This is a genomic window from Hyphobacterium sp., from assembly GCF_965229905.1.
Classification (GTDB): Bacteria; Pseudomonadota; Alphaproteobacteria; order Caulobacterales; family Maricaulaceae; genus Hyphobacterium.
This window is the reverse complement of record NZ_OZ245930.1, coordinates 2,066,635-2,078,473: the sequence shown is the minus strand read 5'-3', so window position 1 is coordinate 2,078,473 and position 11,839 is coordinate 2,066,635. Positions and strand designations below refer to the sequence as shown.

Sequence of the window (11,839 nt, the reverse complement as noted above, 5' to 3'; positions counted from 1 at the left end):
ATGTGACGGCCCACCCCTCCCGGGGTGAGCCGCCGCATACTTTGAACACGCGCTCTAGAAGCGGGCCGTCAGGCTCGCCGAGAACGAAATGCCCCGCTCATAGGTGTTGAAGTTGGTCACACCGATGGTCGGGTTGCGCTGGAACTCGATATGATCCTCGTTCAGCAGATTGCGGGCGCTCAAGCCCAGCGTGATCGGCTGACCCTGGAGGTCGATGTCCCGGCGATAGGTCAGGTCGAGCTGATAGCCCGGATCCTCGAGCACGTCCGGCAGCTCGGCGCCCGGCTGGGTCAGACCGCGCTGAAGCACGCGCTCATCCACCCAGTTCAGGAGCAGGGTGAGCTGCTCGACATCGCTTTCCCAGCCCAGCTGGGCATTGACGATATGCTCGGGCGTCCCCTGCAGAACCGAACCGTCGAGCCCGAACCGCGACGCGGCGACCGGCGTGCCGGTGATCGGGTCGAACACCATATCGTTCGGACCGGCCGTCACTTCCGAGTCGGTGTAGGTATAGTTCACCGAGAAGCGGAAATCGCGGTCGTTGAAGAAGCCGGTGTCGATCGGCAGGTTGAAATACCGGCGGAATTCGAGCTCGACACCTTGCACCGTCGCCTCGGGCGAGTTGATGAAGGTGGTTTCGAACACGAAGGTCGAGGTCGAGAACTGCACTTCCTCGATCGGATTCTCGATCTTCTTGTAGAAGACCGCACCGGTCACGAACTGATCGCGGCCCATATAATATTCGAGGCGGGCATCGAAGTTCTGGATCGTGGAGTCCACCAGACCGGAATTACCCCGGTACAAGCGCTCGGATTCCGGGTCGAAGAAGGACGACCGGGCCAGTTCGCGGAATTGCGGGCGAGCAATCGTTTCCGAATAACCGGCACGCAGTTGCAGATCGTCCGCGAAGTTCCAGGTGATGGTCAGCGCCGGAAGCACATAGTCTTCCGAAATCGCCGAACCGGCCCCTAGAAGCCCGAAGCGGTTGAAGGTCTGGACCCGCTCCTCGCCTTCCTCATAACGCGCACCGACGGTGGCGCGGATGAAGTTCGTGATGTCGAAATCGGCCTGCAGGTAGAAAGCATCCACGTCCAGATTGGCGGAGTAGGAATCGTTCGGCGTCACGATTTCCTGCAGCACGAACCGGTTCGGATCGATATTGTCCGGGCCGAACAGATAGTCCGGCCGGGCCACCTTCACATCATCCGGAAGCGAGTTGCCGCCGGCAAAGCGCAGCGCCAGGAAGTCATATTCCCGCTCGGTGCGCGACCGGTCGTAACCGCCCATGATCACCAGCTCACGGCCATCGTTCAGATTGAACGTGCGCTGCAAATCGATGCCGAAATTGGTGAGATCGTCGGTCAGGTAAGAGAAGCGGATCGAATAATTGTTCGCTTCTTCATAACCGGGAAGACCCGTCGTCGGATCCGGGAAACGGCGCAGCGAACGCTCATACGGCGCATCGCGGGTCGCTTGCGCGATCGAGCCACGCCAGCGCACCTCGAAATCACCGAAGAAGTGCTCACCGGCCAGCTGGAACATGCCGAGCTCACGCTCGTACCATCCCGTCGATTCGTCGAACACCTGGCCCGTCGCACCCGGCGCGTTGAAGTCACGGCCGGTATCGATCTGGCTTTCCTTCGAGGTCGAATGCACCCAGAAGCCGGTCGCCTGCAGCAGGTGATCGCCATTATCGAAGCTGATCGAGCCCAGAGCGTTGGTCTGGATGTCCAGAGCCGTTTCGGTGGTCTGGAACTCATTGCCGATGATATCGCCCAGCACGAACTGGCGGGTCGCCCGCTGGGTCTCCCAACCCTGGCTGTAACCGGCGGCGCCGATCAGGCCGATGTCCCAATCGCCGCGCGTGAAGGTCAGACCGCCCTCGGCTTCGAAAGACGAGCTCGGTCCGAGTTCGCCCTGCTGGATGACGGTCACCGGAGAATTGACCAGGCTCTCACCGGCATTCTCGATATATTCGTCGTCCAGCGAGCTGAGCGGAATACCGTTGGCCACAATGTAGGCCAGCGGGTCGGGAAGCTGGCGCAGGCCGCCATCCCAACCGGTCCAGTCGTCTTCCGAACCATAGTGGAAGAGGCCGTCCTCATAGGTCGTCTCGGTATTGTATCCGATGCTGGACGAGAAGTTGAAGAAATTCTCGATCGGCCGGCGGAGCGTGCGGAGGTCGATGAGACCGCCGCCGAACTCACCTTGATAATTGGCCGAATAGGTCTTCTGGACGGCGATCCGGTCGAGCACGCCCGACGGGAACAGATCCAGCGGCACGGTCCGGCGCAGCGGCTCCGGGCTCGGCAGCGGCGAACCGTTCAGCAGGGCCGCCGAATAGCGGTCGCCCAGACCGCGGACATAAGCGAACCGGCCGCCGACGACGCTCAGACCCGACACCCGGGTCAGCGCGATCGCGGCATCGGCATCGCCAGAGCGTTGCAGGTCTTCATTGGTGACAAAACTCGCCACCTGCGCCGTCTGGCGCTGTGGCTCCGGGATGAACTGACCGCGAACGACGATCGTGTCGTCCGGAGTCGTTTCAGCCGTGGCATCCGCTTGCTGTGCCATCGCGACCGAAGGCGCGAGGAACATTGTGCTAGCGAGAAGCGCACCGCCGAATGTGGTTACGGATTTCATGGCTTCAACCTTTGAATTCGTGTGCACGAGAGCGAGAGCGGGAGTGCGGCGCCGGCCACAGGACCGGCGCCTTGTCTCCAGGCTCTAGCAAGGCGTTGCGGCTTCCAGACCACAGCTCCAGCCAGCCCACCAGCGGTCCTGGTTGTTCTGGACGGCGCCGGCGTAGGCAGCGGACATGAACCAGGCATCAAGGGTCGTCGCATCGAACGGCGTTACGGCCGTTTCGTTCGCACCGTTGATGAAGGTTCCCGACAGCGTGTTGGTCCCGACGACATTGTTGGTGCCACCGTCGATCGCGGCTTGCGCGGTACCTGTTTCGGAGTTCGAGGTTTCGATACCGGCGGCACAGTCGAACAGCACCGAGTCGAAGCTCGGGTCTTCGCCAACGCCCTGATAGCCTGCCGTGCCGTTACCGGCCGAGCTCTGATAGCGGAAGCACTCATCGCCTTGTTCGAACAGGACACCGTTGACGTAGCGACCGACCGTACCCGTGTTCAGGCGGAACCCGTTACCGCCGCCCGAACGGGCCACGAAGGTGAAGTTCGACAGCTGGGCGTTCGAGAGCGGCGTCACACCGTTACCGGCCGACGAGGCTTCGACGATATTGTCGCCGCCATTGTCGCGCTGAACAACGATCGCGAACTGGATGTTGCCCTGATAGCCATTGTCGGTGTCGATCGAGTCGTCGTCATTACCGGTCAGCACCAGGTAGCGGACGTTCGGCGCCCCGCCGAAGAACTCCACACCATCGTCCGAATTGTTGTGGACTTGGATGTTCTCCACTGTGGTACCGGTGCCGACACCGGCAAAGGTGATGCCGTTCAGCTCGTTACCCTGCGTGTTGATCGCGAAGCCGGCGAAGCGCACGCCGGTATAGCGCAGCGAGCCCGACGAATCGTTGGCCGTCGCACCGCCATACAGCGCGTCCGGATTGGTCACGCCTTCCACGATGTTCTCGCAATCCACCGTGCCCGGCGTTGCCGCGTCGCGGCAGCGATTGATCGGTGCGCGGCCGAGGATCACCAGACCGCCCCATTCGGAGATCGCATCGACGCGGTCGCCCGGAGCGTTGGTGACATCATTCTCGGAGGTGAAGATGACCGGATTGGCCGCCGTCCCGTTGGAGAACATCTGCGAGCCGCGGTTCACGACCACATAGTCCGAGCCGCTGTCACCGAAAAGCGTCACGCCCGATTCGATGGTCAGCGAGGCCGGAACGCCGCTCGCCGCCGTGCCGTCGGCACCGACGTCGACGCCAACATCGATGCGGCCGTCGATTTCATAGAGATTGCCGCGCGTCAGGCGGATGTCGCTGGTGATGACACCGTTAAGACGGCACACCGTCACGCCATTGATGGCGAAACCCTGGTCCGTCGTGCCCGTCGGGCAGCTCGGCTCCGGGAACAGCGCGAACGTCCAGCCGGCCGCCCAGTTCGAGGTCTCGGTTTCGTTCGGGCCGAACGCGCCGACATAGCCGAGATTGGACAGCGAGCTGTCGACCGTCGTCGGATCGAACGGCGTCATCGCGTTTTCGATCGGGCCGGGGAAGTAGTTCGCGGCCAGCGAGTTGGCGCCGACGACATTGTTCGAACCGCCTGCGATGGCGGCTTCAGCGGTGCCGGCTTCCGAGTTCGAGGTGGCGATACCACCGGCGCAGTCGAACAGCACCGAATCGAAGCTCGGGTCTTCGCCCGGGCCCTGATAACCCGCCGTGCCGTTACCGGCGGAGTCCTGGTAGCGGAAGCAGGCGTCGCCAGCTTCAACCAGCACGCCGTTCATGTAGCGGCCGACCGTACCCGTGTTCACGCGGAAACCATTGCCGCCGCCCGAGCGCGCGAGGAAGGTAAAGTTCGAGATCGCCGCGTTCGACAGCGGGGTCACGCCATTACCGGCCGACGAGGCTTCGACGATATTGTCGCCGCCGCTGGCACGCTGGGTGACGACCGCACGTTGGATCGAGCCTTGATAACCATTGTCGGTGTCGATCGAGTCGTCGTCATTGCCCGTCAGGACGAGGTTGCGGACATTGACCGTGCCGCCGAAGAATTCGACGCCATCGTCCGAATTGTTATGCACTTGGACATTGGTCACGGTCGTGCCGTCTCCGACGCCACCGAAGGTGATGCCGTTCAGCTCATTGCCCTGGGTGTTGATGGCGAAGCCGGCGAACTGGACGCGGACATAATCGAGAATGCCCGAAGAATCGTTCGGCGAGGCCCCACCGTAGAGCGCGTCCGGATTGGTCACGCCTTCAATGATGTTCTCGCAATCCACAGTGCCCGGCGTTGCCGCGTCGCGGCAGCGATTGATCGGCGCGCGGCCGAGGATCACCAGTCCGCCCCATTCGGAGATGTTGTCGCCGCCATCATCGTTGGACGGATCGCTGTCGGCGCGGCGCAGCAGATCGTCTTCGGATGTCATCACGATCGGGCTGGACGCGGTACCGTCGGCTTCCAGCGTCGAACCGCGATTGACGACGATGTAGTCGGCGCCGCTCGTCCCGAACAGGGTCACGCCCGGATCGATCGTCAGGCGCGCCGCCGTACCGCCGGCATTGCCGTCAGCGCCAACGTCGGAACCGATATCGACGCGCCCATCGATCCGATAGACCACGCCTTGCGCGGCCGGCAGCGTCAGATTGGTGAGAACGGCACCGGACACCAGGGCAACCGTATTGCCGGCCACCGTGCCGGTGGCGCAGGTGAAGCCGGCCGGACAGGCCGCGGCACCGCCGCCACCGCCGCCGCCACCGCCGCCGCCACCACCACCGGGGCCCGTGCCCGGATTGGTAACGCCCGGCGAGGCGATGTCAGAGCCTTGGGAACACGCGGCAAGCGTGCCGGCCGCGGCGACAAGCAGCAGCTTTTTGAAAGAGACGTCCAAAGACATGAATGACCCCCAGAAGGATTAGCGCAGAGTAGGCGGGAGCACGCAGGCCTCATTGCCCACGCGCACGATCACGGCGGACAAAATCGGAGAAATGTAATGTTCAGATGACGGTTTCGATGCAGAAATTTGTCGTGATTTTCGTGAAACCGAAAAGCCGTCCTTAGGCGGATCAATTGTTCGATTTTAGTATTGATTTTTTTGATAAATTTTACTGTGTGGCGGTGAATCTATGCTGGCACCTTTATTGTATTAAATTTGTGTGACACCTCCAACATCTGGTGGTGTTTGGCGGGCCGGTTTGAGTCAGTCTGACGGCTCAAATATTTCGCTTTACAGCCCCGCGGATTGGCCATAAATGGCGAGTCCCGGCGGAGGTAACGATGCCGGATTGGGTTAATAGCTGTCAGGGGGTTTCGTGCGTTGGACACGTTCAATACGCCCCTGGACCTGGTCCGCACTCGGCCCGTCGAGGTTCCGAACGTTTGTATTCGGAAAGACCGGCTGACCGTTGCGGTTCAGTGGTTCCAGGAAAATTTCGATGGTGAGGTTCTCTACGCCGTAAAGGCGAACCCTTCGCCATGGGTGATCGATAGCCTCTACGCGGCCGGACAGCGCTGGTTCGATGTGGCCTCGCTCAACGAGATCAGGCTGATCGCCGACCGCTGCCCGGGCGCCACCATGGCGTTCCTGCACCCGGTGAAGAGCCGCGCCGCGATCCGTGCCGCCTACCATGATCATGGTGTGCGTATCTTCGCCCTCGACTGCGAGGACGAGCTCGACAAGATCGTGGCCGAAACCGGCGGCGCCGACGACCTCATCCTGATCGTCCGGCTTGGCGTGTCGAACGCCGGATCCGTCCTGCCGCTGGCCGGCAAGTTCGGCGCCAGCACCTTTGATGCCCCGGCGCTGATCGAGAAAGCCCGCCATGCCGCGTTCGAACTCGGCGTCAGCTTCCATGTCGGCAGCCAGTGCATGGACCCGATGGCCTATCGCCAGGCCATGCTGGAAGCCAGCCGTCTTATCGTGCGCGCCGGCGTGACGGTCGATATCGTCGATGTCGGCGGTGGCTTCCCGTCAATTTATCCCGGTCTCACCCCGCCGCCGCTGCAAAACTATATCGAGGTCATCGAAGAGACGTTCGAGGAAATGATGGTCCTCGAAAATGCCGACCTCTGGTGCGAGCCCGGCCGCGCTCTGGTCGCCGAATCTGCCTCGGTCCTGACCCGTGTCGAGCTGCGCAAGGGCGATGCGCTCTATCTGAACGATGGCGCCTACGGCATGCTGTTCGACGCCACCCACGCCAAATGGCCGTTCCCGATGCGGGTCTTCCGCGCCGACGGTCAGCTGAACGGCGAAGTCTCGCCCTTCCGGCTGTTCGGCCCGACCTGCGATTCGATCGATTCCATGCCCGGCCCCTACGATCTGCCGGCCGATATCCGCGAAGGCGATGTCATCGAGATCGGCATGCTGGGCGCCTATGGCGAGGCCATGGCGACCCGCTTCAACGGCTTCGGCGAGTACGAAACCGCGGACATGCGTGATTTCCCCTGGCAAAGCCTGTATGTCTCGAACCCGCAGCAGATCCAGAACCAGAGCGCCGACATCGTCGCGTTTCCCCGCACCCGGCGCCGCCGCGAGCGCATGCGCCGCAGATAGCAAGCAGAAGAGAAAGTCAGAATGGACAAGTCCAACAAGAAGGCGGAGCTCCTGTCTTCGCCTGTCGAGCATATTGACGTCACGAAATTCGACGCCCGCCCGGTCATCGATGCCTGGGAGAAGATGTCCTTTACTTCCCGCGATGCCGCTCGCGCCGCACGCATCCTCAACTCGGCCGTGTCCGATCCGGATTGCTCGGTGATCCTGACCCTGGCCGGTTCCACCTCGGCTGGCGGCTGCATGCATGTCTGGCGCGACATGGTCCGCAACAACATGGTCGACGCCATCGTCGCCACCGGCGCTTCTATCGTCGACATGGACTTCTTCGAAGCCCTCGGCTTCAAGCACTACCAGGCCAAGGATATCCCCGACGACCGCATCCTGCGCGATCTCTATATCGACCGGATCTACGATACTTATATCGACGAGGAAGAACTGCAGGCCTGCGACCACACGATTGGCGAGATCGCCAATTCGTTGCCGGCCAAGCCGATCTCTTCGCGCGCCTTCATCCACGCCATGGGCAAATGGCTGGCCGACGGCAACGCCAAGAAGCAGGGCTCGCTGATCCAGGAATGCTATGAGCACGGCGTGCCGATCTTCGTGCCGGCCTTCGCCGATTGCTCGGCCGGTTTCGGGCTGGTGAAACACCAGGTCGACCGCATGAAAGCCGGCGAGGCTTATCTCTCGATCGACGCGGTCGCCGATTTCCGCGAGCTCACCGACATCAAGATCAAGGCGGGCACGACCGGCCTCTTCATGGTCGGCGGCGGCGTGCCGAAGAACTTTGCCCAGGACACGGTCGTCTGCGCCGAGATCCTCGGCCACGAAGTACCGATGCACGCCTATGCGGTGCAGATCACGGTGGCCGATGTGCGCGACGGCGCCTGCTCCTCCTCGACGCTGAAAGAGGCCTGCTCCTGGGGCAAGGTCGATGTCGCGCTGGAACAGATGGTCTATGCTGAAGCCACCACGGTGGCGCCGCTCATCGTTTCCGACGTCTATCACCGCGAAGCCTGGAAGAACCGCAAGAAGCGCCGCTTCGCAGACATGTTCGAGGACTAGGCGGACTGCACAGCTATGCCAACATCCCCCGCGTCATCCTCCGGCCCCGCAATTGCGGGGTCCGGGGGATCGCCGGGAATTCGCAGAGATGCCCCGAATAAATCGGGGCATGCCGAAGGAAAAAGATCGGCACTTCAGGCGCAATCGGATCGGCGCTAGCTTTTGTGCCGCGCCGCAAACGCCGCCTGCTGCTCCGGCGTGGCCGGCGTCTGGTGCTTCGCTTTCCAGTCGTCATACGCCATGCCGTAAACGCGCTCGCGCGCCGCGGCATCGCTGATGTCGAAGCCCTTTTCTTCGGCCGCCGCGCGATACCATTTGGCGAGACAGTTGCGGCAAAAGTCTGCCAGGATCATCAGGTCGATATTCTGAACATCCTTGCGCGCGTCGAGATGCGCCAGCAATTGCCGGAAAGCCGCCGCATCCAGCGCGTCCTGTTCCGCTTCGCTCAACTCGTCATGGGTCATGGCCGTCTCCTGCCGACAGCCATCAGAATACCGGTCCCGCGTTCCGGAAGACAATACCGGCCTCTAGGTCCGGAACCGCAGATAGGCCGCCTGAAACGAAGAATAGAAACCGTATGCGCCGATAATCGCGGCGCCCGTCAGATACAGCCACAAGCCGAAGGGCAATTGACGCAGCCAGCCCATCGTTTCCGCCAGGCCGCGTGCGTCTTCGGGATCACCGCCAAGACCGCCCAGCACGGCGAAAACACCGATCAGCCCGAACAGCAGGCCGCGTCCGACAATCGCGAAGTAGGTCAGGGGCCGGCCGATTGTCTCCCAGTCGCCGGGCTCCAGATCGTCCGCCCATCGGCCATCGATGCCGCGCCAGATCTGCGCTGCGCCGATGCCGATGAAGACCAGCCCCGGCAATACGACCAGGAACCGTCCCAGCGGCATGTCGAGCAGCCACCGCAAGGCGGTTTCCGTTGCGCCCGGGCCTCCGCCGCTATTGGCGCCCAGCGTCACCGTGATTGCCGCGGCAGCGACGGCCGTGTAGCTGATCCCGGACATTGCCATGCCGCCGCGTGCCAGAAGGCCTTTCACATCATTTCCCTCGTCGCGGACATCCAGCATGGCCTGCGTCCACCGCCAACCGGCATAGAGCAGCAGCCCTGCCCCGATCGTCAGCAGGAGCAACCGGCCGGCGCCCGTGCTTTCCAGCGAGCGGAAGGCTTCGGTGGGTCCCATGCCGGAGTCCGGTTCGCTCTCGAGCATGGCGGCCTTCAGCATCAATCCGGCCACCAGCCAGTAGACAAGCGCGCGGGCCGAGAGACCGATTTGCGCGATGCGCTGATAGATCGAGGACGTCAGGAACTGGTGTGACACCGCCATGTTACGCGCGGGCTTCAGGAAAGTTCCCGCCCATTCCAACAGCTTTGTAATTTGTTTTATGCAAAATTTTGCATAATACGGAGTCCGTGACATACTCCGAACCCCTCCGCGTGCCGCAATTCGGCGCCATCCTGTTTCGCGCCGCCGAGCTGATCGGCCAGCAGGGCAGCCAGGCACTGGATGCGCTCGGCGTCGACTTCGATGCGCGCCACACCTCCGTCCTTCTTGTCCTTTATACGCAGGGGCCAAAGACATCTTCCGAACTGGCGGAGATCATTGGTCATTCGCGGCAGCTTATCGAGGCGCGCCTGAAATCGGCCCGCGGACGCAGAGTTTTCGCCAGCCGGCCCGACCCGCACGATACGCGGCGCCGCCTGTATGAGATTGCCGCGGACGCACAGCCCGTCGCGGAAACCGTCCACGCCATCATGCGCGAATTCGAACCCGTCTACGATGCCTTGTGGGCGGAAGTCGGCGTCGATCTGGAACAGGCGCTGCTGAAAATGGAAGCCCGGCTGGCGGACAAGCCGCTGATCGAACGTCTTCAGGACTCCCGCGCCGTGGACCGCCAGCCAACCGGGGCCGAGTCGAAATGAAATATCTCACCGGCCTGATTTGTCTGTTCGTCGCGGTCGCCTGCACGCCGGAAGGCACACCGGATCGGCGTCTCTCGGACGTGCGCGATCTCGCCGAAGCGCGTTACGGTGGCAACGCCCCGGGTGGCGCGATTCTGGTCATGGAACGCGGTACGGTGCTGATGTCGGAGGGTTTCGGCCTCGCCGATCTCGAATGGCAGCAGCCGGCCGGCGCGGACACCACCTTCCGCATCGGCTCCATCAGCAAGATCTTCGCCGCGATCGCCCTGCTGCAGCTCGCCGAGGCCGGCGAGGTGGAGCTCGACGCCCCGCTCGGAACCTATCTCGACGACCTTCCGGAATCGCTGGCTCAGCCCACCTTGCGGCAGGTGCTGAGCCACACCTCCGGCCTCGGCGATCATTTCAGCCTGCCGGTCATTCCCGAGATCATGCGTAACCCGATCACACCGGAGGGCATAACCGCGCTGATGGCGGACCAGACCCTGATGTTCGAACCGGGCACGCGCTGGGGCTATTCCAATTTCGGTTATGTTCTGCTGGGCCGGGTGATCAGCGCCGTCGATCCTGAGCGACGTGAATTTGGCCGCTATATCGAGGAGGAGCTGTTCACGCCGCTGGGAATGGACGACAGCCATTTTGACCGGCAATCGGCCATCATCCCGCGCCGCGCCCGTGGTTATGATCTGGGCCCGGACGGACCGGTCAATACGATCACCTTCGACACCAGCCTGGCCGATGCGGCTGGCGCGCTGATGACATCGGCCGACGACATGGCGGTTTTCACCCATGCATTGCTGGGTGGCGAGCTATTAAGCGGCGACATGCAGGCGCTAGCCTGGACATCTGTTGCCCTGCCCGACGGCTCGGACACGCAATACGGGCTCGGCTTCAATGTTTCCGATTTCATGGGCGAGCAACTGATCTGGCATTCCGGCTCGATCAACGGCTTCCAGGCGACATGGGCTTATCAACCCGGAACGGAGCGCGCCGTGGCGGTGTTCTCGAACGGTTACTACCGCGCCAACACGACCGACACGCTGCGGCGCATTCTCGCCATCATGGCCGGCCGGCCGGCGCCGGAATTCACCGAACAACCCTTCGATGAAACCCAATGGGCAGATATGCAGGGCCGCTACCGGCTCGACGATGGTGAAGTGCTGCAATTCCACATTCAGGACGGCATCCGCTTCAATATCGGCGGCGGCCACTGGCGCGAGCTGGCACATGGCGGAAACGGGCTCTTCTTTTCGCCGGACACGCTGCGCCACTTTGTCGTCTCGGCCGATTTTGCAAGTGTCACCTATGTCACCACGACGCTCGACCGGCAGGACGCGAACCGTATCGACGGCGGTATCGAAGGCGCGCAAGTGTCGCTACCGTTGAATCCGCAGGAAACAGCGCAGGTGATCGGCGATTGGACGCTGGGATCGGGCGATATCGTCGCGATCACCCAGCAGGCGGATCAGCTCTTCCTCGCTCTGCCTTACCAGCCGCCCCAGCGGGTTTTCCGCGCGGCGCCATGGGAGTATTTCTCCCGCACCGCGCCCATCAGCCTTCAATTCACGGAGGGCAGCCCGGCCGCCACGCTCAATCTCTATGGCAACGAAATGATGCTCGAACGCCAAGGCGGCTGATAGGTCGCCGCTTGTCAGCCGG

The 11,839-nt window shown here is 62.6% G+C and carries 8 protein-coding genes; 4 read left to right on the top strand and 4 right to left on the bottom strand.

The window, feature by feature from the left end; all coding sequences use genetic code 11:
- Positions 1 to 54: 54 nt before the first annotated feature.
- Both ACO08C_RS10370 and ACO08C_RS10365 read right to left on the bottom strand, forming a co-directional pair.
- On the bottom strand, positions 55 to 2,574 hold the full coding sequence (locus ACO08C_RS10370) for a TonB-dependent receptor domain-containing protein (protein ID WP_421788704.1): 2,520 nt from the start codon (positions 2,572 to 2,574) through the stop codon (positions 55 to 57).
- A 153-nt stretch (positions 2,575 to 2,727) separates the two neighbouring features.
- Complete coding sequence (locus ACO08C_RS10365) at positions 2,728 to 5,532, bottom strand: hypothetical protein (protein ID WP_421785474.1); 2,805 nt, start codon at positions 5,530 to 5,532, stop codon at positions 2,728 to 2,730.
- A gap of 420 nt (positions 5,533 to 5,952) precedes the next feature.
- Between ACO08C_RS10365 and ACO08C_RS10360 the strand changes: the two genes are divergently transcribed.
- Both ACO08C_RS10360 and ACO08C_RS10355 read left to right on the top strand, forming a co-directional pair.
- Positions 5,953 to 7,188: a type III PLP-dependent enzyme gene (locus ACO08C_RS10360; RefSeq protein ID WP_421785472.1), complete on the top strand. Its 1,236-nt coding sequence runs from the start codon at positions 5,953 to 5,955 to the stop codon at positions 7,186 to 7,188.
- A gap of 21 nt (positions 7,189 to 7,209) precedes the next feature.
- On the top strand, positions 7,210 to 8,253 hold the full coding sequence (locus tag ACO08C_RS10355; protein WP_421785471.1) for a 1,9-bis(guanidino)-5-aza-nonane synthase: 1,044 nt from the start codon (positions 7,210 to 7,212) through the stop codon (positions 8,251 to 8,253).
- Positions 8,254 to 8,408: 155 nt separating this feature from the next.
- Here ACO08C_RS10355 and ACO08C_RS10350 read toward each other — a convergent pair whose 3' ends face one another.
- On the bottom strand, positions 8,409 to 8,717 hold the full coding sequence (locus tag ACO08C_RS10350) for a DUF1244 domain-containing protein (RefSeq protein WP_421785469.1): 309 nt from the start codon (positions 8,715 to 8,717) through the stop codon (positions 8,409 to 8,411).
- Positions 8,718 to 8,780: 63 nt separating this feature from the next.
- The gene (locus ACO08C_RS10345) at positions 8,781 to 9,587 is read right to left on the bottom strand and encodes a DUF1206 domain-containing protein (protein WP_421785468.1); all 807 of its coding nucleotides are present in this window, start codon (positions 9,585 to 9,587) and stop codon (positions 8,781 to 8,783) included.
- 86 nt (positions 9,588 to 9,673) lie between these two features.
- Here ACO08C_RS10345 and ACO08C_RS10340 point away from each other — a divergent pair, with 86 nt between their 5' ends.
- Positions 9,674 to 10,183: a hypothetical protein gene (locus tag ACO08C_RS10340; protein WP_421785467.1), complete on the top strand. Its 510-nt coding sequence runs from the start codon at positions 9,674 to 9,676 to the stop codon at positions 10,181 to 10,183.
- A complete protein-coding gene (locus tag ACO08C_RS10335; RefSeq protein WP_421785465.1) occupies positions 10,180 to 11,817 on the top strand; it encodes a serine hydrolase domain-containing protein in 1,638 nt (545 codons plus the stop codon). Before ACO08C_RS10340 ends, ACO08C_RS10335 begins: the two co-directional genes overlap by 4 nt.
- Positions 11,818 to 11,839 lie beyond the last annotated feature (22 nt).

Excerpts from the sequence above, each read along its gene's own strand:
- ACO08C_RS10345 (WP_421785468.1), bottom strand. The coding sequence starts at position 9,587 with ATGGCGGTGTCACACCAGTTCCTGACGTCCTCGATCTATCAGCGCATC.
- ACO08C_RS10355 (WP_421785471.1), top strand. The coding sequence starts at position 7,210 with ATGGACAAGTCCAACAAGAAGGCGGAGCTCCTGTCTTCGCCTGTCGAG.
- ACO08C_RS10365 (WP_421785474.1), bottom strand. The coding sequence starts at position 5,532 with ATGTCTTTGGACGTCTCTTTCAAAAAGCTGCTGCTTGTCGCCGCGGCC.
- ACO08C_RS10350 (WP_421785469.1), bottom strand. The coding sequence starts at position 8,717 with ATGACCCATGACGAGTTGAGCGAAGCGGAACAGGACGCGCTGGATGCG.
- ACO08C_RS10335 (WP_421785465.1), top strand. The coding sequence starts at position 10,180 with ATGAAATATCTCACCGGCCTGATTTGTCTGTTCGTCGCGGTCGCCTGC.
- ACO08C_RS10370 (WP_421788704.1), bottom strand. The coding sequence starts at position 2,574 with ATGGCACAGCAAGCGGATGCCACGGCTGAAACGACTCCGGACGACACG.